General features: G+C 65.1%; 20 protein-coding genes. 14 read left to right on the forward strand and 6 right to left on the reverse strand.

Annotated elements, in window-relative coordinates; all coding sequences use genetic code 11:
* Positions 1-53: 53 nt before the first annotated feature.
* Complete coding sequence (locus C1720_RS09270; protein ID WP_102284608.1) at positions 54-701, forward strand: DedA family protein; 648 nt, start codon at positions 54-56, stop codon at positions 699-701.
* A 136-nt stretch (positions 702-837) separates the two neighbouring features.
* Here the strand turns inward: C1720_RS09270 and C1720_RS09275 are convergent, their stop codons facing one another.
* Positions 838-1,065, reverse strand: a complete 228-nt coding sequence (locus C1720_RS09275; protein ID WP_146006965.1) for a hypothetical protein — start codon at positions 1,063-1,065, stop codon at positions 838-840.
* An 80-nt stretch (positions 1,066-1,145) separates the two neighbouring features.
* Here C1720_RS09275 and C1720_RS09280 point away from each other — a divergent pair, with 80 nt between their 5' ends.
* The 10 genes from C1720_RS09280 to C1720_RS09325 all read left to right on the forward strand — a co-directional run bounded on the left by C1720_RS09280 (position 1,146) and on the right by C1720_RS09325 (position 10,106).
* On the forward strand, positions 1,146-1,478 hold the full coding sequence (locus C1720_RS09280; protein ID WP_102284002.1) for a DUF1840 domain-containing protein: 333 nt from the start codon (positions 1,146-1,148) through the stop codon (positions 1,476-1,478).
* Positions 1,479-1,736: 258 nt separating this feature from the next.
* Positions 1,737-2,681 (forward strand): AAA family ATPase, encoded by a 945-nt coding sequence (locus C1720_RS09285; protein ID WP_102284609.1) that lies wholly within the window; start codon positions 1,737-1,739, stop codon positions 2,679-2,681.
* A 241-nt stretch (positions 2,682-2,922) separates the two neighbouring features.
* Complete coding sequence (locus C1720_RS09290; protein ID WP_102284003.1) at positions 2,923-3,912, forward strand: DUF58 domain-containing protein; 990 nt, start codon at positions 2,923-2,925, stop codon at positions 3,910-3,912.
* A 212-nt stretch (positions 3,913-4,124) separates the two neighbouring features.
* Positions 4,125-6,230 (forward strand): transglutaminase TgpA family protein, encoded by a 2,106-nt coding sequence (locus tag C1720_RS09295; protein WP_102284004.1) that lies wholly within the window; start codon positions 4,125-4,127, stop codon positions 6,228-6,230.
* A 37-nt stretch (positions 6,231-6,267) separates the two neighbouring features.
* Positions 6,268-6,693 carry an acyl-CoA thioesterase gene (locus tag C1720_RS09300; RefSeq protein ID WP_050714599.1) on the forward strand — a complete coding sequence of 142 codons (426 nt, stop codon included), beginning with the start codon at positions 6,268-6,270 and terminating at the stop codon, positions 6,691-6,693.
* Positions 6,694-6,880: 187 nt separating this feature from the next.
* Positions 6,881-7,273, forward strand: a complete 393-nt coding sequence (locus tag C1720_RS09305; protein ID WP_158241689.1) for a DUF2059 domain-containing protein — start codon at positions 6,881-6,883, stop codon at positions 7,271-7,273.
* Between the two features lie 12 nt (positions 7,274-7,285).
* The gene (gene lpxB, locus C1720_RS09310; protein WP_102284005.1) at positions 7,286-8,530 is read left to right on the forward strand and encodes a lipid-A-disaccharide synthase; all 1,245 of its coding nucleotides are present in this window, start codon (positions 7,286-7,288) and stop codon (positions 8,528-8,530) included.
* Positions 8,502-9,152 (forward strand): ribonuclease HII, encoded by a 651-nt coding sequence (gene rnhB, locus C1720_RS09315; protein ID WP_102284006.1) that lies wholly within the window; start codon positions 8,502-8,504, stop codon positions 9,150-9,152. The genes lpxB and rnhB overlap by 29 nt, the downstream gene beginning before the upstream one ends.
* A 417-nt stretch (positions 9,153-9,569) precedes the next feature.
* Complete coding sequence (locus C1720_RS14615) at positions 9,570-9,767, forward strand: type II toxin-antitoxin system RelE/ParE family toxin (RefSeq protein WP_369406070.1); 198 nt, start codon at positions 9,570-9,572, stop codon at positions 9,765-9,767.
* A gap of 18 nt (positions 9,768-9,785) precedes the next feature.
* Positions 9,786-10,106, forward strand: a complete 321-nt coding sequence (locus C1720_RS09325) for a helix-turn-helix domain-containing protein (protein WP_102284007.1) — start codon at positions 9,786-9,788, stop codon at positions 10,104-10,106.
* A gap of 208 nt (positions 10,107-10,314) precedes the next feature.
* On the opposite strand, the gene C1720_RS09330 is transcribed toward C1720_RS09325, so the two are convergent.
* A complete protein-coding gene (locus tag C1720_RS09330; protein WP_102284008.1) occupies positions 10,315-12,513 on the reverse strand; it encodes a TonB-dependent receptor in 2,199 nt (732 codons plus the stop codon).
* Positions 12,514-13,225: 712 nt separating this feature from the next.
* Between C1720_RS09330 and C1720_RS09335 the strand changes: the two genes are divergently transcribed.
* From C1720_RS09335 to C1720_RS09345, 3 genes are all read left to right on the forward strand, one after another.
* Positions 13,226-13,846, forward strand: coding sequence for an NAD(P)H-dependent oxidoreductase (locus tag C1720_RS09335; RefSeq protein ID WP_199170988.1), 621 nt, complete (start codon positions 13,226-13,228; stop codon positions 13,844-13,846).
* A 134-nt stretch (positions 13,847-13,980) separates the two neighbouring features.
* Positions 13,981-14,400 carry an MBL fold metallo-hydrolase gene (locus tag C1720_RS09340; protein WP_199170989.1) on the forward strand — a complete coding sequence of 140 codons (420 nt, stop codon included), beginning with the start codon at positions 13,981-13,983 and terminating at the stop codon, positions 14,398-14,400.
* Positions 14,401-14,633: 233 nt separating this feature from the next.
* A complete protein-coding gene (locus C1720_RS09345) occupies positions 14,634-15,035 on the forward strand; it encodes a GNAT family N-acetyltransferase (protein ID WP_102284010.1) in 402 nt (133 codons plus the stop codon).
* A 92-nt stretch (positions 15,036-15,127) separates the two neighbouring features.
* On the opposite strand, the gene C1720_RS09350 is transcribed toward C1720_RS09345, so the two are convergent.
* The 4 genes from C1720_RS09350 to C1720_RS09365 all read right to left on the reverse strand — a co-directional run bounded on the left by C1720_RS09350 (position 15,128) and on the right by C1720_RS09365 (position 20,950).
* Entirely contained in the window at positions 15,128-16,549 is a 1,422-nt protein-coding gene (locus C1720_RS09350) for a M16 family metallopeptidase (RefSeq protein WP_102284011.1), read from the reverse strand.
* Between the two features lie 229 nt (positions 16,550-16,778).
* On the reverse strand, positions 16,779-17,444 hold the full coding sequence (locus C1720_RS09355) for a class I SAM-dependent methyltransferase (RefSeq protein WP_102284012.1): 666 nt from the start codon (positions 17,442-17,444) through the stop codon (positions 16,779-16,781).
* A 50-nt stretch (positions 17,445-17,494) separates the two neighbouring features.
* Entirely contained in the window at positions 17,495-18,991 is a 1,497-nt protein-coding gene (locus C1720_RS09360; RefSeq protein WP_102284013.1) for a M16 family metallopeptidase, read from the reverse strand.
* A 660-nt stretch (positions 18,992-19,651) separates the two neighbouring features.
* Complete coding sequence (locus tag C1720_RS09365; protein WP_102284611.1) at positions 19,652-20,950, reverse strand: citrate synthase; 1,299 nt, start codon at positions 20,948-20,950, stop codon at positions 19,652-19,654.
* Between the last annotated feature and the right edge of the window lie 7 nt (positions 20,951-20,957).

The raw sequence follows: 20,957 nt of genomic DNA on the forward strand, positions 1-20,957 counted from the left end.
TTGCGCCGGGGGCGGTGGCAGGCCGCGCTGCGCCGCCCCATAATCGCCGCCCCATGGATCTGATTGCGCAACTTCTTGACTTCGTTTTGCATGTGGACAGGCACCTGGGCGCCTTCGTGGCCGATTACGGCGCGTGGGTGTATGCGCTGCTGTTTTTCATCGTGTTCGTGGAAACGGGCGTGGTGGTGATGCCGTTTTTGCCGGGCGATTCGCTGCTGTTCATCACCGGCGCGCTGGCCGGCGCGGGGCTGGTGGATCTGCCGCTGGCCTGCCTGGCGCTGCTGGCGGCGGCCATTGCGGGCGACCAGTGCAACTACGCCATTGGCCGCTACGTTGGCCCCAAGGTTTTTCACTGGGAAAACTCGCGCCTGTTCAACCGCCGGGCGTTTGACGCGGCGCACGCTTTCTACGAACGCCACGGCGGCGTGACGGTGATCGTGGCGCGCTTCATGCCCTTCATCCGCACCTTCGCGCCCTTTGTGGCGGGCGTGGCGGCCATGAGCCGCAGGCGCTTCACGCTGTTCAACGTGGCGGGGGCGTTCGTCTGGGTGATAGGCCTGTGCCTGGCGGGCTACTGGTTTGGCAACCTGCCGTGGGTGCAGGCGCATTTGAGCAAGATCATCTGGGCCATGATCATCCTGCCGGGCCTGGCCGCGCTGCTGGGCGGCTGGCGCGCGCGGCGCAGGCCCTCAGCAGCCTGAGCGCCTGCCCAGAAAGCCTGCCCGGCACTTGAACAAGCCCTGAAGCCGGGGCTGCCGGACGGCCCCGCCCGCTGGAAAAACATCAAAAACAAGAGCGGATTCAATGGGGTGAAAATGCCGCTTTGCGCAATCTCTACTAGGACATCTTGCTATGAATGCAGGAGCGAAACAGAGCCGCGCATTCAGCCTTGCCCGCGCCCTGAAGCCGCTTTGAGTTTGCGGCGCGAGCCAAAAATGGCCGCGCAAAACCGCGCGCGGAAATAAACAGGGTTAAGCCGGCCAGGGCCTGAAAGCCTGTTTGCCATCTGGCCGTGGGCGCGAAAAGCGCGAAAATCCGTTTTGCCGTGATTTTCACGGTATTCAAATGAGAAAACCGCGCGGGTTTGCGGCATTTGGCCGCCTGCCCGCCCGGCATAAACACTGTTTTGGGAAAGGAGAGAGACCATGCTCTACAAATTCAAATCGCAGGCGGCGGCTGAAGTCATCATGCTGCAATCGAGCGCCGAGGAACTGCTCAAAATCATCGGCAAGGCGCCGGGCGCCACGGGCATCATCACGGTGGAGCAGATTCCGGCGGCCATTGCCGCGCTGCGGCAGGCGGTGGCCGAAAGCGAAGCGGCGGAAAAAAGCCGAGCCGAGGCAAGCGCCGCGCCAGATGGCGAGGGCGATGACGAAGAAGCCGATGAGCCGGTGCTGCCCCATCAGCTGGTGGCCCCCTTCGTGCGCCTGCTGGAAGCCAGCGCGGCCGAAGGCAAGGCCGTGGTATGGGGCGTGTGAAAGCTGCTGCGCCGCCCGCCGGGCGGCGCCTGGCAGCCCGGCCTGCCGCGTCTTTTTGCTCCAGCCTTTTCGGCTCGGCCTTTCGCCTCTTGCGGGCAGGCCGTGAAGGGTCCGGGGCGCTGGGCCATCCGGAAAACCGCCGCGCCTGGTTGCAGGCTGCGGCGTTTTTTTTGCGTGGCGGCGGCAGTAATTGTCAATCGGGCTATTTTTTTGAGTCTTTCGTGAAATTTTGTTTCCCAATCCGCTAACTTCATGGGCATGACGACTGCAACTTCTGTTTCTCCTCAAATCACCGAAAAAATCCGGGCCGTGCTGCGCCAGCTCAATGGCGTGATCGCCGGCAAGCCCGCGCAGGTGCAGGGCAGCGTGGTGTGCCTGCTGGCGGGCGGCCATTTGCTGATTGAAGACGTGCCCGGCGTGGGCAAAACCACGCTGGCGCAGGCGCTGGCGCGCACCTTCGGGCTGGCGTTCTCGCGCGTGCAGTTCACGGCCGATCTGATGCCCAGCGATCTTTCCGGCGTGTCGGTGTATGACCGCGCGAGCGAGCGCTTTACCTTTCACCCCGGCCCCGTGTTTTCGCAAGTGCTGCTGGCCGACGAAATCAACCGCGCCAGCCCCAAGACGCAAAGCGCGCTGCTGGAAGCGATGGAAGAAAAGCAGGTGAGCGTGGAAGGCGAAACGCGCCCGCTGCCTTCGCCTTTTTTCGTGATTGCCACGCAAAACCCGCTGGAGCAGCTGGGCACCTACGCGCTGCCCGAATCGCAGCTGGACCGCTTTCTGATGCGCATCAGCCTGGGCTACCCCGACCGCGCCGCCGAGCGCGCCCTGCTGGCGGGCCAAAGCCGCCGCGAGATGCTGGAGACGCTGCCGCCCGTGCTCTCGGCCGCCGATCTGGCCGCGCTGCAAGCGGCTGTCGATCAGGTGCATGTGGCCGATCCGCTGCTGGACTACGTGCAGGAGCTGATCGCCGCCACGCGCTCGGGCCAGTGGTTTGCGCAGGGGCTGTCGCCGCGCGCGGGCATCGCCCTCATGCGCGCCGCGCGCGCGCAGGCGCTGATCGAGGGGCGCAACTACGTGGCCCCGGACGATGTGCAGGCCATCTTCCCGCAGTGCGCCGCCCACCGCATGACGCCCGCCAGCGCCGCAGGCCGGGGCGCGCTGGAGCAGACGCAGGCCATGCTGGAAGCGGTGCCGCTGCCGTGAACGCCGGGCGAAAAAGGGGATTGACGCCGCGCCAAGGCCCGGCAAGCGGGCTCCAACCGTTTTTTTCGCAGCCGCCGGCCTGGAAATACGCCGGTGCGCATGCGAAAAGCGGATTTGAAAAACACGAAATGGCGCGAATCGGCTGATTCAAAAGCGAATTCAAAAGCGAATCCAAAACCGCAAAAGCGAATCGACCGCCTGTTTCCAGAGCCGGAAAAACCACAAAAACCGCAGAAAAACCATGACCGCTCCAACCCTCCGCGCCCCCCGCTGGTGGCAGTGGCGCGCGCGCCTGCGCCAGTGGTGGCAGGGCCGCCTGACGGCGGCCGACGCCGTGCTGCTCACGCAGCGCAACGTGTACATCCTGCCCACGCGGGCGGGGCTGATGCTGGCCCTCACGCTGGGCGTGCTGCTGATTGCCTCCATCAACTACCAGCTCAATCTGGGCTACCTCTTTACCTTTTTGCTGGCCGGGTGCGCGGCGGCGGGCGTATGGGTGGGGCACGGCACTTTGCGCGGGCTGGGGCTGAAGCTCTTGCCGCCGCAGCCGGTGTTTGCGGGGCAGCCGGCGTTTCTGGACGTGCGCCTGTCCAGCGCGCGCGCCGCGCCGCGCCATGCCATTGGCCTGGCGGTGATGGGCGCAGGCCGCGAAGACGCGCGCTGGGCCTGGGCCGACGTGCCCGCGCGCGGCGAGGCGGCGCTGCAAACGAGCTTTTGCCCCGCGCGGCGCGGCCTGCACGCCGCGCCTTTGCTGGTGGTGCAGACGCTTTTTCCGCTGGGCGCTTTCCGCATCTGGACGGTGTGGAAGCCTGCCGCCCAGGTGCTGGCCTGGCCCGCGCCGGAGGTGAACGCGCCGCCGCTGCCCGTGGGCGAGGCGCGCGCGGGCGCGGGGCAGGCCGCCAGCCGCGAGCGCGCGCCGGGCGAGTTTGACGGCGTGCGCCCCTGGCAGCACGGCGACACGCTGCGGCAGGTGGTGTGGAAGAAGTTCGCCAAATCCGGCGAGCTGGTCAGCCGCGACGCGCAGCACTTGCAGCGCCAGCAGCTGTGGCTGGACTTTGCCCGCACGGGCGCGCCTGATGCGGAATCGCGCCTGTCGCGCCTGGCGGCCTGGGTGCTGGCGGCTGACGCGCGCCAGCTGGAATACGGCCTGCGCCTGCCGGGGCTGGAAATCGAGCCTGACAGCGGCGCAGCGCACAAGCTGCGCTGCCTGCGGGCGCTGGCGCTGTGCTGAGAGACTGCCGCCCGTTCCGGTTTTCAGGCTTTCGCCCCGCAGGGTCAGACTCTGAACAGGCTCCCAAAAAACCGCAGGCGAACACCCCGTTATTTCGCTCCTTGATTCATAGCATGATGTCCTAGTGGAAACTGCGCAGAAGCCGTTTTTATGCCGCTTTATTTGCTCCTCTTTCTGATGCTGCCGGGCCACGGCCTGCCGCCGCTGACCACATGAACGCTTTCAGACAACGCCTTGCCAGCCTGCCGCGCGACGCGCGCGACACCTTGTTTCTGCTGCTCGTGATCGCCTGGGTGGTGCTGCCGCACACGGGCAGCCTGCCCGTCTGGTGCAGCGCGCTGGCCGCTGGCGTGCTGCTGTGGCGCGGCCGCCTGGCTGTGGCGCAGCGGCCCCTGCCGGGGCGCTGGGCGCTGCTGGCGGCGCTGGGGCTGGCGCTGGCGGGCACGCTGTTTTCCTACCGCACGCTGCTGGGGCGCGAGGCGGGCGTGGCGCTGCTGGCGGCGCTGCTGGCGCTCAAGACGCTGGAGCTGCGCGCGCGGCGCGATGCCTTCGTGGTGTTCTTCCTGGGCTTTTTCCTGCTGCTGGCGGGCTTTTTCAACTCGCAGTCCATGCTGGCGGCCGCCGCCGCGCTGCTGGGGCTGCTGGGGCTGCTGACGGCGCTGGTCAATGCCCACCGGCCCGTGGGGCGGCCCAGCCTGCTGGAATCGGCCCGCATGGCCGGCTGGCTGGCGCTGACGGGCGCGCCGCTGATGCTGGCGCTGTTTCTGCTTTTTCCGCGCTTTGCGCCGCTGTGGGGCCTGCCCAGTGACGCACTGCAAGGCAAGACGGGCCTGTCTTCCAGCATGGAAGTGGGCAGCGTGGCCAAGCTGGCGCTGGACGAAGGCATCGCCATGCGCATCAAGTTCGACGGCAGCCCGCCGCCGCAAAGCGCGCTGTACTTTCGCGGCCCCGTGCTCTCGCACTTTGACGGACGGCGTTGGACGGCCGCCGCGCCAGGCCCTGGCAGCCGCGCAGACGGCAGCCAGAGCGGGCGCGGCCCCGAAGGCCCCGAAGACGCGGCCACCCTCATGCCCGGCCCCGGCGACTTGCAGGTGGCGGGCAGCCCCGTGCGCTACGAAGTCACGCTGGAGCCTAGCCAGCGCCTGTGGCTGCTGCCGCTGGACGTGGCCAGCCAGCCGCTTGAGCTGCCTGCGGGCATGCGCGCGCGCATGACGGCCGACATGCAATGGATGAGCTGGCGGCCCATCACCGACTTGCTGCGCTACCGCGCCGTGAGCCATCCGCAGTTTCGCTACGGCCTCAAAAACCCTTTTCGCAAAGACCGCCCGCCCGATCTGCGCCCCTGGCTGCAACTGCCCGCCGGCAGCAACCCGCGCACGCAGGCGCTGGCCGGGCAAATGCGCCAGCAAACCGGCGGCGACGCGCGCGCGCTGATGCAAGCTGCCCTGCAACGCCTGCGCACGGGCGGCTACACCTACACGCTGGAGCCGGGCGTCAGCGGCCAGCACAGCGCCGACACGTTCTGGTTTGACTCCAAAGAGGGCTTCTGCGAGCACATTGCCTCGGCCTTTGTGCTGCTCATGCGCGGCGCGGGCGTGCCTGCGCGCATCGTCACCGGCTTTCAGGGCGGCGAACTCAACAGCGTGGACGGCTACTGGGCCGTGCGCAACGCCGACGCCCACGCCTGGGCCGAAGTGTGGCTGCCAGATGAAGGCTGGACGCGGGTGGACCCCACCGGCGCCGTCATGCCCGGCCGCATCGGCCAGTACCAGCGCCTGCGCGCGCCCGACGGGCTGATGGCCGGCGCCATCAACACCCTCAGCCCCGGCCTGCTGGCGCAGCTGCGCGCCTTGTGGGAAGCGGCGGACAACTCCTGGAAGCAGTGGGTCATCAACTACACGCAAACCCGCCAGTTCGACCTGATGAAAAGCCTGGGCATGCGCAACCCCGACTGGATGAGCCTGCTGCGCCTGAGCGGCATCTTGCTGGCGCTGGCGGGCCTGGCCGCCGTCGGCTGGGCCTTGTGGGAGCGCCGCCAGCGCGACCCCTGGCTGCGCGCCCTGGCCCATGCCCGCCAGCGGCTGGCGCAAGCGGGCCTGCCCCTGCCCGCCAGCGCCACGCCGCGCGCGCTGGCCGCCGCCGTGCAGGCCGCCCCCTGGCCCCAAGAGCTGCGCCAGCCGTGGCGGCAAAGCCTGCTGGCGCTGGAAGCCTGGCGCTATGCGCCGCCTGCCAGCGGCCACGGCCACAGCGCATCGGCGCTGGCCGCCCTGCGCCGCCAGTTGCAGCGCCTGCCGCTGCCCGCGCCGCCGAAAAGATAATGCGCCGCTTTGCCCTTTTCACTCTTTCCGACTTTTTATGCGAATCGAACTGCCCGATCTTTCCCAGCGCCAGCCCATGCACGAAAGCCTGATTGCCATCCGCTGGGGCGACATGGACGCGCTCGGCCATGTGAACAACAGCGTGTATCTGCAATACATGGACGTGGCGCGCGTGGACTGGCTGCACAAAATCGGCTGCCCGGTGGACCCGCGCGGCTTCGGGCCGGTGGTGATTAACGCCTTCTGCAATTTTCACCGCCAGTTTGAATATCCGGGCCAGGTGCTTTTGAAAATGTACGCGGGCGAATCAGGCCGCAGCTCGTTTGAAACCTGGGTGACCATGGAAAAAGCCGAAAAACCCGGCGAAATCTGCGCCAGCGGCGGCGCCACCATCATCTGGGTCGATCGACAGGCGCAAAAATCGGCGCCATTGCCGGACTGGTTGCGCGCGCTGCTGAGCTGACGTTTTTCTTTTTTCAATCAATCGGACTTTCATCATGAAACTCAAATCCGCTTTGGCGCTCGCCGCCTTTTGCCTGTCCTTCAACCTTTGCGCCGCGCCTGCCACGGACGCATCGATCGAGGAGCTGCTCAATCTCACGCAAGCCCAATCAACGCTGGATGCCGCCCACGCCCAGTTGGAGCAGGTGATGAAAGACGGCATGAACCAGGCGCTGCAAGGCCAGCGCATGAACCCGAAGCAGCAGGCCGCTGTCGACAAATTGCCGGCGCGCATGGCCAAAATCATACGCGAAGAAGTGACGTGGGAGAAAATGAAACCGCAATTGATGGTGGTTTATCGCGACATTTTCACGCAGGAAGAAATCAACGGGCTGATCGATTTTTACAAAACGCCCACCGGCCAGACCATGACGCGCAAAATGCCGCAGGTTCTGCAAAAATCGGTGCAGATTTCGCAAAACATGATGATGCAGGTGATACCGAAAATGCAGCAACTCATGCAGGAAACGGTGGATGAAATCAGGGCCGCCGGTGAAAATGAAAATGCCGGCAAGGAAAAATCAGGCAAGAATCGCAAATAATATTTTGCCGGAATGACCGCCACGCCTGCGCCTTCGCCTTTTTTCGCCCTTGCCGCCGCCGAGCCATCGGGCGATTTATTGGGCGCGCATCTGCTGGCGGCCTTGCGCGCTGCCTGGCCCGGCTTGCGCTCGGCGGGCATTGGCGGCGAGCGCATGGCGCAGCAAGGCTTTGACGCCTGGTGGCCCGTGGAAAAACTCTCGGTGCGCGGCTATCTGGAAGTGCTGCCGCGCCTGCCCGCGCTTTTGCGCCTGCGCGGCAGCTTGGGCACGCGGCTGCTGGCGCAGCGACCCGACGCGTTCATCGGCATCGACGCGCCTGATTTCAACTTCGCGCTGGAAGCGCGCCTGAAAGCCGCCGGCGTGAAAACCGTGCACTTCGTCAGCCCCTCGTTCTGGGCCTGGCGCGCGGGCAAGCTGCCGCGCCTGAAAGCGGCGGCTGATCTCGTGCTGTGCCTGTTTCCTTTCGAGCCTGACTGGCTGCGCGAGCACGGCATCGCCGCCACTTACGTGGGCCACCCGCTGGCGCAGCACATTCCCATGCAGCCAGACGCTGATGCCGCCCGCGCCAGCCTGGGCCTGCCCGCGCGCGCAGACGCTGTCAGTTCAGAAAGCCCGCCCGTCATTGCCCTGCTGCCCGGCAGCCGCAGCGCCGAAATCGCGCACCTGGCCCCGCGCTTTTTCCGCGCCGCCGCGCTCATTGGGCAGGCGCGCCCCGGCGCGCGCTTTCTCGTGCCCGCCGTGCCGCACCTGCTGGAGCGCGTGCGCGCGCTGGCCGCCGCCAGCGGGCTGGGCGAAGCCGTGCACGTGCTGCCCGGCCAGTCTCACCAGGCCCTGGCCGCGTGCGATGTGGCGCTGGTGGCCAGCGGCACCGCCACGCTGGAAGCGGCCCTGTTCAAGCGCCCGATGGTCATCGCCTACGCCATGCCCGCCCCCAGCTACTGGCTCATGCGCCGCCAGCGCCAGCTGCCCTGGGTGGGCCTGCCCAACATCCTGTGCGCCCCTGCCCAATGGCTGCGCCGCCCGCCCGGCGTGGCCGCCCGCGCGCATGCTGATGCGGCTGACGCGCCTTTCATCGTGCCCGAACTCATCCAGCACGCCGCCACCCCGCAGGCGCTGGCCGCCGCCACGCTGGCCTGGCTGGAAGACCCCGTTCGCGTTCTCGCCACGCAAGAGCGCTTCGCCCAGCTGCACCGCGACCTGCTGCGCGACACCCCCCAGCTCGCCTGCCATGCCATCCAGAACCTTCTTGCGCGCTGAACAAGTTCCGCTCGATTGGGCTGCGCCGGGCCTGGCCGCCGGCGTGGACGAAGCCGGGCGCGGCCCGCTGGCCGGCCCCGTGGTGGCCGCCGCCGTCATCCTGAACCCGCGCCAGGGCATCGCCGGCCTGGCCGACTCCAAAAAACTCACTGCCCGCCGCCGCGAACAGCTTTTTGACCAAATCCAGGACAAAGCCCTGTGCTGCGCCATCGGCCAGGCCAGCGTGGAAGAAATCGACCGCCTCAACATCCTGCAAGCCACCTTGCTGGCCATGCAGCGCGCCGTGGCCGGCCTGCGCCTGGTGCCCGCCCGCGTGCTGGTGGACGGCAACCGCCTGCCGCGCCTGCCCATGCTGGCCGAAGCCATCATCGGCGGCGACGCCAAAGTGCCCGCCATCAGCGCCGCCTCCATCCTCGCCAAAGTCCACCGCGACCGCTGGTGCGAGCAAATCGACGCCGAATACCCCCAATACGGCTTCGCCGCCCACAAAGGCTACGGCACCGCCGCCCACCTGGCCGCCCTGCGCCAGCACGGCCCCACCCCGTGGCACCGCCGCAGCTTCGCCCCCGTGGCCCAGGCGCTGCGGCAGGGGCTGGCCGAGGGCGTGGCGGGGGCTTGCTGAACGCGCTTTTTCATCAGTTTTCCGTCCCGCGCCAGCAGGCGCACGGCAGAGACATGGGGCTGGAGCGCACCTGCCTGATCTGCATCCTGCAAGGCAAATATTGCTTGATATAGTTATCAGAACAGATAAAATATACGGCATGTGTTGAGAGGGGTTTTGACCTTGCCCTGCAGGAAAGATAAGAATTTTTGAGGTGTCATCATTATTTCACGTTATTTCTGCGGCTGGATATGCTGAAATCCAGAATCTTGTTAATTAGTTGTCCGGCATTAATCTCATGATTCATAGGCAAAAACCAATTGAATTCATGGGCCGCAGTCTGCAAGACATACGGGCCATGCCGGACGAAGCCCGGCAAAGAGCGGGCTTCGCGCTAGACGCCATACAGCGCGGACATCCCCATTAGATGCAAAACCCATGACAACCGTAGGCGGCGGCGTCATGGAACTGCGCATCTGGTGCGCAGACGGAACATGGCGCATCATTTACGCGGCCCAATTTGAAGACGCCATTTATGTGCTGCACGTATTCCAGAAAAAGACCCGGAAAACACCGCAAAAGGATCTGGAAATTGCAAGAACCCATTTCAGGCAAATCAAAACAAGGCATTCATAAACCGATAGGACGATCAGAATGACAGCCCGTAAAAATGAGTGCGCGCGCTTTGAAAGCGTGTGGGACGCCATTTGCGACACCCCGCAGCAAGCGCAAAACATGAAACTGCGCGCCGAGCTGATGCGCGGCATCCGCCTCGCCATGCAGCGCCAGAACCTGAGCCAGGCCGCCGCTGCGCGCCTGTGCGGCGTAACCGCGCCGCGCATGAGCGATCTGGTGGCCGGGCGCATCGACAAGTTCTCGCTGGATGCGCTGGTGAATGTGGCTGCCGCGCTGGGTCTGCACCTGAGCGTGCGGCAGGCCGGGCAAGAGGCCGCTGGCGCGATGCAAGCCGCCTGACGCCCGGCAACAGGGCGGCGGGCGGCCACGCGCAAAGAGCAGGGCAGGGCGGCGCCACATCAAAAACAGGAGCGAATTTGAGGGCGCTTTGAAAGGCGTCTGCGCTTATTTCACTAGGACGTAATGCTCTTTTTCAAGGAGCATTTTTGGCGGGCCGCGTCAGCATCAGTCAGCATCAAGGAGTGGCTTCTGAAAAGGCCGGCCAGGTTCAGAAATCCACGCTCACGCTGAGCGTGTAGCGGCGCGGCGCGGCGGCTACGAGGTAGCCGTTTCCGGGGTAGCCGCCCACAGAGGCCCAGTGGCGGCGGTTCGTGGCGTTGTCCACGCGCAGCCGCCAGGTGACGACGCGGCCGGCCACTTCCATCAGGTAGCGCGCGCCCACGTCCAGCCGCGTCCAGCCGGGTGCGCGCAAGGTGTTGGCGGCGTCGGCGTAGCTGGCGCCGGTGTGGATGAGGCGGGCGTCCAGCGCCAGGCCGGTTGCGCCGGGCACGTCCCATTCGGCGCCCAGATTGGCTTGCAGGTGGGGCACGCCAATCACGCGCTTGCCTTCGGTGCGGGCTTCGCCCGTTCGGGTTTGCCTGGCGTCCAGCCAGGTGGCGCCGCCCAGCAGGCGCAGGCCGCGCACGGCTTCGCCAAAGACGGTGAATTCCAGCCCCTGGTGGCGGTCGCGCCCTTGCGCGGTGAATACCTTGTCGGCTGTCAGCAGCGAACGCGGCTTGGTGGTGGAGAAAAAGGCCAGCCCCAGCCCCAGGCGGCCCGCGTCGTATTTCAGGCCGATTTCCTTTTGCTTGGAGACGTAGGGCGGCAGCATCTGGCCCACGTTCACGGCGGTGCCGGGCGCGGTCTGGCCCTGGCTCAAACCTTCGATGTAGTTGGCGTAAAGCGACAGGCCCTGCACGGGCTTGTAGACCACGCCCACGGCGGGGCTGGTGCGCTTTTTGTCGTAGCGCGCGGTTTGCTGCGCGCTGCCGTAGGCGTAGTCGCGAATGTCCATGCGCTGGTGGCGCAGGCCCAGGGTGATGCGCAAGCGCTCATCCAGCAGCGAGAGGGTGTCGCCCAGGGCCAGGCTGCTCAGGCGCGTGCGGCCCGTGCGCTTCGGGCTGGCCAGATCGCCGCCGCGCAAGGCGCTGGGGCCGAAGGCGGGCTGCGCGTGATAGACGGGCTGGTAGAGGTTGGCCGCAAGGGTGTTGCGCCAGTCCATCGCGTAGGCGTTGTCCTTGCTGAAATCAAAAGCGGCTGCCGAGGCCACCCATTCATGGCCCACGCCGCCGGTGCGCGCCTGCCCGCGCACGCCGATTTCGCCGGTGCGCACGTGGTCTTCGCGCGTGTTGTCAAAGCGGTAGACCGTGCCCGCGCCCGTGGCGGCGTTGTGCAGGGTGAGGTTGGCCAGCGAGTTGGCCTCTTGCCCGTGGCGCCAGCCCAGGGCGGCCCAGGCGGTGACGGCGTCGCTTGCGTCGTGCTCGGCGCGCAAGGTGGCGTAAACGTCGCGCTCGTCGGAATACGTCCAGGGCTGGGCGAAGTTGGACCGCACATCAGGCGGCGCGGGCACGTGCGTCACGCCCGAGAGCGTGACGTTGGTGCGCGTCTGGTTCAGGCGGTGGTCTTGCCAGCCGATGTCGGCGGAGATGCGCGTGCGGCTGCCGCGCCAGTCCAGCCCCAGCGCGGCCAGCGAGAGTTTGGCTTTCTCATGGTCAATGGCCGTGCCGCCCTGGCGGCGCGCCAGGTTCAGGCGGATGCCGCTGGACTGATCTGGCCCGAAGCGGCGCGCCACATCCAGCGCGGCCTGCTTTTCGCCGCCGCTGCCCGCGCGCAGCTCCACGCGCGAAAGCGGCTCGTTGGGCGCGCGCTTGGGCAGCAAATTGAGCGTGCCGCCCAGGCCCCCGCCGCCGGGCGCCGCGCCATTGAGAAAGGCCGATGCGCCGCGCAGCACTTCCACGCGCTCGAACAGCTCGGCGGCAATGTATTGGCGCGGCAGCAGGCCATACAGGCCGTTGTAGGCCGTGTCGTCCGAGCTGACGATGAAGCCGCGCATGAAATACGCCTCCTGAAAATTGCCAAAGCCGCGCGCCACGCGCACGCCGGGGTCGTTTTGCAGCACATCGCCCACGCTGCGCGCCTGCCGGTCGGCAATCAGCTCGCTGGTGTAGCTGGTGATGGAAAAAGGCGTGTCCATCACCTCTTGCGTGCCCAGCAGCCCCACGCGCGCGCCGCGCGCTACCTGCCCGCCGGCATAAGCGCGCGACAAGCCTTTGGCCGAGGCATCGGCGCTGGCGCTCACCGTCACGGTTTGCAGCGTGGCGTCATCAGGGGCATCGTCCGCTTCGGGGCGAGTTTGGGCATGGGCGGCCAGACAGGCCGTCAAGGCGGCCAGGGCCAGCGCGCGGCGGCGCAGGGCAGGGGAGTTCATGGCATGAAGGAGGAAAAAACGGCTTCAGATGCGAACATTTCTGAAAAGCATTACAGCCGTCGGGTTGAAAAAGCGCGTGCAAGAAAGTCTCACGCGCCGGAAGGCGGATTATCTGCGGGGCGGCAAAGCTTGTTGCATGTGTCGTCAAATGTGACGGACTGGCAGGGCTGGCCACGCCCCGCCTGCTTCGCCGCCCTGCCCCAGCCTTTTCCAACGAAGCAGGCGCCCATGCGGACCAGGCCGGCAGCTGGCGGTTTGCGCAGGCATGACGGAGTGTGGAAGCAAGCTGTATTTGCTCCCGGATTCATAGCGTGATGTCCTAGTGGTATGGGCGCAGCAGCCATTTTCATGGGTTCAAATTTGCTCCTCTTTTCGTGAATTCACACAAGCCCATCAGGAGCAAAGGCGCGGCCGCGTTATGGGCTGCCGCCTGCCGTCCCGGCGCAGAAAATTCAAAACGTGCAAAAAATCATCTGGCTGAAAATCACCCAATGTCTGAAGCGATAAAAGCAAAATCTCTCAAATAAAACTTTCCCGATCCGCTGGCGGTTTATCAGGCGCGCAATCTTGCGCCCGGTATGGAAAAAATGATGGCCATTCTGAAAGCCATGTGACTTCATGAAAGCGCAAGCAGGTATTTGAATGAGGCCGTGCCTAAAATCAGAATTCCCGTGCTCCGGTTATTTTGTCAAAACGGCCGGAGCGGGGCGAAATGCTGGCCGGCCTGATGAAAGCGCTGGCCCGGCGCTTTCATTTCACCTTGTTCAAGGAGATTGCCATGCCTAAAACCCTGATCATTCTCGCCCACCCCAATCTTGCGCAATCCACCGTCAATAAACATTGGGCGGCTGCGCTGCGGCGGCATGCCGATCGCTTCACGGTTCATGAACTCTACGCCGCCTATCCCCAGGGCAAGATTGACGTGGCCGCTGAACAGAAATTGGTAGAAAGCCACGCTGCGCTGGTGTGGCAGTTTCCCGTGTACTGGTTCAACTGCCCGCCGCTGCTGAAGCAGTGGATTGATGAAGTGCTGACCTATGGCTGGGCATACGGCTCGAAGGGCAAAGCGCTGGCAGGCAGAAAAATTGCGCTCGCCGTTTCGCTCGGCGCGCCTGCCAAAGACTACCGCGCAGACGGCACTGTCGGCTGCACCGTCGCCGAAGCGCTGCGCCCATTTGAACTCACGGCGAAATACTGCGGCGCAGACTACCGCCCGCCGTTTGCCTTCCATACGATAGACAGCAACGCCGGGTACAGCGAAGCCGCGCAACAGGCGGCAGCGCAGAGCGCGGCGGACTATTTGGCCTGGCTGACAGCGCTGCAACAGGCGTGATGCCGCCTGCCAGCGGATCAGGCCAGGCCGCTGCAAGCATAGGCATATTCCCACGGCGCGGTCCAGAACCGCTGGTTTCCCCGCATTTCCATTATCTGGAACCCAAGCCATTCTTCACGGGCCGGCCTTTTGCCATGACCCACGCGCCCGCTGTGGCCGAATTGCCGGCAATCGGCGCCGTGCTGATTTCGCACGGTCATTGTGACCATCTCGATTACCGCGCCATTCAGGAAATCGCCTCCGGAGCCAAACGCTTTTTCGTGCCGCTGGGCGTGAAGGCGCATTTGCAACGCTGGGGCGTGCGGCGCAATACCACGCTTTGGGGCGGCTATGCCATCAAATCACCCGGCATGCCGCTTTATTTCAGCGCCGACGGCGGCTTTGGGAAGCATTTTCCAAGCATCATTTCAAAATATGCTCCATTCGATTTTGTCATGATTGAAAACGGCGCCTGCCCAAGCAAAAGTGGCGGGAAAGCGTGCAGTAGCTTGCGCAGCGCATGCCCCACGCCGGAAACGCATGTTAAAAAAGAGAAAATCAAAAGGCGGAAATAAGCCAATGTCCTGATGCAGAGTGGAAAATCTGTTATCAATGCGGAAGCGAACATGATTTTTTGGGAGCCCTGAATCAAGTGCGACGCACGCGGCGCGAAAAGCCTTGACGGCATGAAAACTTCCATTTATCTTCGACGGCGGTTGCGGCAGCCATTGGGCGACAGGCAACGGCAGTATGGGGCCGCCATGAAAGCCGTGACCGTTGCGTCATGATCTTTTACTGGAGATGAAAGATGGAAATCATCAGGAATGGCGCCGATTTATCGGCATATTTGAGAGATATCAATGATATCTATGAATCCAATGGCTGGGGTCGCGGCTATTCGGACGAAAAAATCAGGAAAATGTTTTCCGCCTCGATCTACAGGCTGGCGGTGGCCGATGGCGCTGCCGTGGGCCTGCTGCGGGCTTACGGCGACAATGTGGTGGAAACCCATGTGACGGAGCTGGCCGTTCACAAAAATCATCAGGGCAAGGGTTATGGCAGCCTGCTGATGAAGGATTTACTAGACGCCTTTTCGCATACGGCTGTTTACGTGATGGCCTTTGCTGAAAACAGAGGATTTTTTGAACGGTTCAACCTGAAGGACCAGTCATCGAAATTCACGGTATATGCCGTGGCGGCCAGGCAATAACACGCAATCCAATAATGCGCGGGCAATAATGCATCGCCGCGTTGAAAAAAAGCAGCGCCCGGGCGCTGCTTTTTTTCTGGGCTGAAAGGGCCTCAATGCGCGGGCGCGGCGCGGGCGGCGTCTGCCGTATCTGCCGCCTTTGTCTTGGGGCCAACGATGACGGTGACCATGCGCTCAGGTTGGAGCACGCGGGCGAAGGCGGCTTTGACGTCGCTGGCGCTGACTTGCTCGATCTGGCGCGTCCAAGTGTCCAGGTAGTCGTCAGGCAGGCCGTTCCAGGCGATGTTGGAAACCTGGGCCAGGAGGCTGGCGTTGCTGTCCATGCGCAGGGCGAAGCCGCCGATGAGGTTGTCTTTGGCGGCCTTGAGCTGGGCCTCGGTGGGGCCTTGCCGCACAAAGTCTTGCAGCACTTGCCGGGCCACTTGCACAGCCTGGGTGGCCTGGTCGGGGCGGGTTTGCAGGCCGATGGAGAAGGCGCCGGCGTGCAGGGCGGGCTGGAAGTGGCTGTAGGCGCCGTAGCTCAGGCCGCGTTTTTCGCGCACTTCGTTCATGAGCAGCGATGAAAAGCCGTTGCCGCCCAGCACGTGGTTGCCCACAAGCAGGGCGAAGTAATCCGGGTCGCTGCGCTTGTGGCCGGGCTGGCCGATGAGCACGTGGGTTTGAGCGGATTGGAAGGGAATGTCGATTCGCTCGGCTTTTTTGAGCGGCGGCACTTCGAGCACGGCGGGCAGGGGGGCGCATTCACCGTTTTTGCCGTTTTTGCCGCTTTGGGGCAGGCGGGCCAGCAGGCGGGCGGCGATGTCGGCGGCTTGCTCGCGGGTGATGCTGCCGACCAGGCTGACTTTGGCGCGGCAGGCGGCCAGGGCTTGCTGGTGCAGCGCTTTCATGTCTGCCACGGTGATGGCGGCTAGGCTTTGGGGCGTGGCGTCGCGCCCGTAGGGGTGGCCACCGTACACGGCGGTGCCAAACGCGCGCTGGGCGACGGGGCCGGGGCGGGTGAGCGATTCGGCAATGGCGGCCGACATGCGCTCGCGCTCGCGCGCCCACACGGCGGGGGCAAAGGCCGGTTCGGCGATTTCGCGCGCGGCCAGGGCCACAGCGCGGGGCAGCAGGGCCTCGTCGGTCAGGCTGCGCAGGCGGATGCTCAGGCGGTCGCTGCTGGCGCTGGCGGCAAAGCGCGCGCCCAAGTCGGCCCAGGCTTCGCCCAGGCGGTTTTCGTCCAGCGCCAGCTGGCGGCCTTCGGCGCGCACGCCTTTGGTGAGCATGAGCGCGGTGGCGTCGGCCAGGCCTGCCTTGGCGGCGGGGTCGCGGCGGCTGCCGGCGTCAAAGTCGATTTGCACGTCCAGCATGGGAATGGAAGGGCTGGTTGCGAACCAGACTTGCGCGCCGCTGGGCAGGGTGAAGTGCTCAATGGGCGCGGCGGCCTGGGCGCGGCCGGGCCAGGCCAGCAGGGCGGCAAAAGCGCAAGCGCCTGCAAGCAGGGCGCGGCGCGCGGCGGGGGCAAAAGAAGTCATGGTGTGTTTCCCGGATGCAGAAGATTTCAGGATGGGGTTTTGGGCCTGGCTTGCGAGCCTGTTCAATGCCCGGAGTCTGTTTGTGCGCCAGCGCTGCTCTGGCGTGTTTCGCTCCTTTTTCAAGAGCGAATCAAGGGCTTCAAAAACGCCTCTGTCGCAATGTTTTGTAGGACTGCTCACTATTGAACCGATAGCAAAATGAACGGTGGATTCCAGGGCGAACAAGTTCTCAGGGCTTGCGGCCTACAAAGCGGATGACGCTGGCTGCGCCGTTGTGAAACTGCCCTTCGTGCAGCTGCACCACGGTCTCTTGCAGCACCAGCGGCTCCAGGCCCGCGCCGTCGATGAAGTCGGCGCGGATTTCGTCCAGCGAAAAAAGCGCCTGCTCGTCTTGCGGGCCGCCAATGGCGGGGTTGGCCCGCACGCGCGGCAGGTTGCTTTTGGCGTAGCCCTCGAAGATGAGGTGGCCGCCAGCGGCCAGCGCCTGCGCCACTTTGCGGTGGCTGGCGCTTTTGATGGCGGGCGCAAAGTGGGCAAAAACCAGCGCAGCGGCGTCAAACTGGCCGGGCGGCAGCGGCATGTCTTGCACGCTGCCCACCTGATAGGCCAGCCGATCGGCCACGCCAAAGGCGGCGGCCAGGGCCAGCGCCTTGCGGCGGCCTTGTTCGCTCAAGTCAAAGGCCGCCACTTGCCAGCCCATGCGCGCCGCGTGCGCGGCGTTGCGCCCTTCGCCTTCGGCAGGCAGCAGCAGGCGGCCGGCGGGCAAATCGGCCAGCTGCTGGCTGAAAAAGGCGTTGGGCGCAGTGCCATAGGCATAGGCGGGCGCGGCGTAGCGGCGGTTCCAGAAGGCCGCCGGGTCTTGGGAAGCGGCTGGAGCGGCTGGATGAGCGGACATGGCTGTAACGGGCAATGGCAAAAAGCGGCGGCTGGTCGGCAACGCGCCCTTCAGTGCCGCAGCCCGGCGGGGGCCGGACGCGGGCGCGGGCGGTTTTTCATGCTTTGGGGCGCCAGCGTGGCGGCGGTCATCTGCTCGTCGCCAAAGTATTGGCGGGCCACGGCCTGCACTTGCGCGGGGGTGACGGCGCGCAGGCGTTCGATGAGTTTTTCATCGGCATCCAGCGGCAGGCCCAGCGCCCAGTAGCTGCCCAGCTCCTGCGCTTGCGCCATGACGGAATCGCGCTTGTAAACCTGGCCGGCAATCCACTGCGTTTTCACGCGCTCCAACTCGGCCTGGCCCACGCCTTCGCGGGCGATACGGGCCACTTCGGCGCGCAGCGCTGCTTCGGCCTGCGCGGGCGTGCGGCCTTTGGCGGGCACGGCCAGCAGGCTGAAAAGCTGCGGGCCACGGCCCATCAGGCCGTTGTCGGCATTCACGCTGTCGGCCACGCGGTCTTTGCCTTGCACGAGGGCGCGCTCCAGGCGCGCGCCCTGGTAGCCGTCCAGCACGGCGGCCAGCACCGTCAGGGCCAGCGCGTCGCCGTTTTCAGGCGTGGCTGCCAGCCCTTGCAGGCCGGGCACTTTGAACACCAGCGACACCACGGCCTGCTCGGCCGGGGCGCGCAGCTCCAGGCGGCGCGGGCCGTGCTGCTGCGGCTCGGGGCGGGGCTTGCGCCCGGGCACGGCGCGGGCGGGGATGCGGCCATAGGTTTTTTGCGCCAGCGCCAGCACGTCGGCCGGGTCCACATCGCCCGCCACCACCACGGCGGCGTTGGTGGGCACATACCAGCTCTGGCGGAAGGCGCGCACGTCATCGGCCGTCATGGAATCCAGATCGCCCATCCAGCCAATCACGGGCCGGTGATAGGGCGAGGCCACGAAGGCGGCAGCCATCTGCTGCTCATAAAGCCGCGCGCGGGGCTGGTCGTCGGTGCGCAGGCGGCGCTCTTCCTTGACCACGGCCATCTCGCGCGTGAATTCGTCATCGGGCCACTGGTTGTTTTCAAAGCTGTCGGCTTGCAGCGCCATCACTTGCGGCAGCGCGGCGGCGGGCACTTGCTGGAAATACGCCGTGTAGTCGGAGGTGGTGAAGGCGTTGTCGCGCCCGCCCAGCAGCGCCACGCGGCGCGAGATTTCGCCGGGGCCTAATTGCTTGGTGCCCTTGAACATCATGTGCTCCAGCATGTGGGCAATGCCGCTGGCGCCGTCCACTTCGTCGATGGAGCCGACGCGCACCCACAGCATCTGCACGGCCACGGGCGAGCGGCGGTCAGGCTTGACGATGAGCGTCAGCCCGTTGTCCAGCCGGGCCTGGTACACGCCGGCGGCCACTTGCGCCAGCACATTGGGCGGCTGCGGCGGCTGTGCATCAGGCGCGGCCTGCGGCGCATGGGCCGCCTGGGCCGTCTGGCTGGTTTCGGGATGGCTGGCGCAGCCGTGCAGCACGGCGCCGCCTGCCAGCAGCAGCGCCACGGCGGCGGCGCGGAGACTGGGAGTGAAGGTCATAGAAGAAAAAGCGGAAAGAGAGAAAAGAAACAGAAAGCCCATTCGTGGCAATGCCCAAGGCTCCGGTCACGGCCTGGCCGTGGGCGCTGAAAGGGCAGGGCGCAATGGCAAGGCGCGGGCAAGGCGAAGGACGGATGAACAGCCAATGGGCGGCAGGCTCATTTAGCTACTTTATTCATAGCGATATGTCCTAGTGGAAAGTGCGCGAGACGGCATTTTGACCCCTTCAATTTGCTCCTGTTTTTGATGTTGCCGGACAGATCAACCCATACGGGGCTTGGCCTGTACGCCCTGGAATCTGCGGCCGGGCGCTTTGGAGCCTGTGCAGAGTCTGGCCGTGAGAGGCGAAGCGCAGATCGGATGGGCAGCAAGAGGCAAACCGCAGATGGGTTTCGCGGCCCATTGAGGATTTGCCAGGCCGCAGGCGGACGCATGATATCCATTCGCAAAAAGCGGAGGCTTCATGGGACGGGGCATCCGGAGTGCGCGCCGGATCAGGCTGTGCTGGCCGGGCTGGAAAGCCAGAAGCCTGGCGGCAGCATCGTGACGCCTTGAATCCGCCCTTGCCGGCCGGATGAAAGGGCCGCCAGCGGGTAAAGCAAAGCCCGCCAGCGCGAAGCGCGCAGGGCGGGCTGAAAGCGTGTGCAGTCAAGAGGGAAATTACAGCTTCACGTCGCGGCGGGGCGCGCCCACGTAGAGCTGGCGGGGGCGGCCAATCTTGTATTCAGGGTCGCCGATCATTTCGTTGAGCTGGGCAATCCAGCCCACGGTGCGCGCCAGGGCAAAGATGCCGGTGAAGAGCTTGACGGGAATGCCGATGGCGCGCTGGACGATGCCAGAGTAGAAGTCCACGTTCGGATAGAGCTTGCGCTGCACGAAGTAGTCGTCTTCCAGGGCGATTTGCTCGACTTTCTTGGCCAGGGCGAACAGGGGGTCTTTTTCCAGGCCCAGTTCGGTCAGCACTTCATTGCAGGTTTGCTGCATGAGCTTGGCGCGGGGGTCGTAGTTCTTGTAGACGCGGTGGCCAAAGCCCATGAGGCGCACGCCGGAGTTTTTGTCTTTGACTTTTTCCATGAACTCGCCGACTTTGGCCAGGCCCCCGTTTTTCTGGATGTCTTCCAGCATGTGCAGGCAGGCTTCGTTGGCGCCGCCGTGCGCCGGCCCCCACAGGCACGCCACGCCCGCAGCAATGGCCGCGAACGGGTTGGTGCCGGAGCTGCCGCACAGGCGCACGGTGGAGGTGGAGGCGTTCTGCTCGTGATCGGCATGGAGGATGAAGATGCGGTCCATCGCGCGTTCAATGACGGGATTGACCTGGTAATCCTCGCAAGGCGTGGCGAACATCATGTTCAGGAAGTTGCCCGCGTAGCTGAGATGGTTCTTCGGATACATGTACGGCTCGCCCTTGCCGTATTTGTAGGCCATGGCCACCAGCGTGGGCATTTTGGCGATGAGCTGGATGGCCGCGCGGTCCCGGTGTTCGGCGTTATGGATGTCGGTGTTCTCGTGATAGAAGGCCGACATGGCGCCAACCAGGCCCGTGAGCACGGCCATGGGGTGCGCGTCACGGCGAAAGCCGCGCATGAAAAAGTGCATTTGCTCGTGCACCATGGTGTGCTTGAGCACGAGCTGGTGAAATTCATCGCGCTGGCTGGCGTTGGGCAGCTCGCCTTTGAGCAGCAGGTAGCAGGTGTCGAGGTAATCGCACTGTTCGGCCAGTTGCTCGATGGGGTGGCCACGGTAGAGGAGTTCGCCCTTGTCGCCATCAATGTAGGTAATGGTGGACTGGCATGAAGCCGTGGAGAGAAAACCGGGGTCGTACGTGAACATGCCGGTTTGACCGTAGAGCTTGCGGATGTCGATCACGTCCGGGCCAATCGCGCCTTCATAAACAGGCAGTTCAATGGGCTGCTTGCCGTTGGCAAACGAGAGGGTGGCTTTGTTTTCTGAAAGTTTCATGGTCATC

It is taken from the genome of Ottowia massiliensis (assembly GCF_900240305.1).
Lineage (GTDB): Bacteria > Pseudomonadota > Gammaproteobacteria > Burkholderiales > Burkholderiaceae_C > Ottowia > Ottowia massiliensis.

What these genes read in the sequence shown, in the direction of transcription:
- C1720_RS09305 (WP_158241689.1), top strand. Translation starts at nt 6,881, where the DNA reads ATGAAAGACGGCATGAACCAGGCGCTGCAAGGCCAGCGCATGAACCCG.
- C1720_RS09295 (WP_102284004.1), top strand. Translation starts at nt 4,125, where the DNA reads ATGAACGCTTTCAGACAACGCCTTGCCAGCCTGCCGCGCGACGCGCGC.
- C1720_RS09325 (WP_102284007.1), top strand. Translation starts at nt 9,786, where the DNA reads ATGACAGCCCGTAAAAATGAGTGCGCGCGCTTTGAAAGCGTGTGGGAC.
- lpxB (WP_102284005.1), top strand. Translation starts at nt 7,286, where the DNA reads ATGACCGCCACGCCTGCGCCTTCGCCTTTTTTCGCCCTTGCCGCCGCC.
- C1720_RS09355 (WP_102284012.1), bottom strand. Translation starts at nt 17,444, where the DNA reads ATGTCCGCTCATCCAGCCGCTCCAGCCGCTTCCCAAGACCCGGCGGCC.
- C1720_RS09365 (WP_102284611.1), bottom strand. Translation starts at nt 20,950, where the DNA reads ATGAAACTTTCAGAAAACAAAGCCACCCTCTCGTTTGCCAACGGCAAG.
- C1720_RS09290 (WP_102284003.1), top strand. Translation starts at nt 2,923, where the DNA reads ATGACCGCTCCAACCCTCCGCGCCCCCCGCTGGTGGCAGTGGCGCGCG.
- C1720_RS09280 (WP_102284002.1), top strand. Translation starts at nt 1,146, where the DNA reads ATGCTCTACAAATTCAAATCGCAGGCGGCGGCTGAAGTCATCATGCTG.
- C1720_RS14615 (WP_369406070.1), top strand. Translation starts at nt 9,570, where the DNA reads ATGACAACCGTAGGCGGCGGCGTCATGGAACTGCGCATCTGGTGCGCA.
- C1720_RS09350 (WP_102284011.1), bottom strand. Translation starts at nt 16,549, where the DNA reads ATGACTTCTTTTGCCCCCGCCGCGCGCCGCGCCCTGCTTGCAGGCGCT.
- C1720_RS09330 (WP_102284008.1), bottom strand. Translation starts at nt 12,513, where the DNA reads ATGAACTCCCCTGCCCTGCGCCGCCGCGCGCTGGCCCTGGCCGCCTTG.
- C1720_RS09340 (WP_199170989.1), top strand. Translation starts at nt 13,981, where the DNA reads ATGACCCACGCGCCCGCTGTGGCCGAATTGCCGGCAATCGGCGCCGTG.
- C1720_RS09345 (WP_102284010.1), top strand. Translation starts at nt 14,634, where the DNA reads ATGGAAATCATCAGGAATGGCGCCGATTTATCGGCATATTTGAGAGAT.
- C1720_RS09300 (WP_050714599.1), top strand. Translation starts at nt 6,268, where the DNA reads ATGCGAATCGAACTGCCCGATCTTTCCCAGCGCCAGCCCATGCACGAA.
- C1720_RS09285 (WP_102284609.1), top strand. Translation starts at nt 1,737, where the DNA reads ATGACGACTGCAACTTCTGTTTCTCCTCAAATCACCGAAAAAATCCGG.
- C1720_RS09360 (WP_102284013.1), bottom strand. Translation starts at nt 18,991, where the DNA reads ATGACCTTCACTCCCAGTCTCCGCGCCGCCGCCGTGGCGCTGCTGCTG.
- rnhB (WP_102284006.1), top strand. Translation starts at nt 8,502, where the DNA reads ATGCCATCCAGAACCTTCTTGCGCGCTGAACAAGTTCCGCTCGATTGG.
- C1720_RS09270 (WP_102284608.1), top strand. Translation starts at nt 54, where the DNA reads ATGGATCTGATTGCGCAACTTCTTGACTTCGTTTTGCATGTGGACAGG.
- C1720_RS09335 (WP_199170988.1), top strand. Translation starts at nt 13,226, where the DNA reads ATGCTGGCCGGCCTGATGAAAGCGCTGGCCCGGCGCTTTCATTTCACC.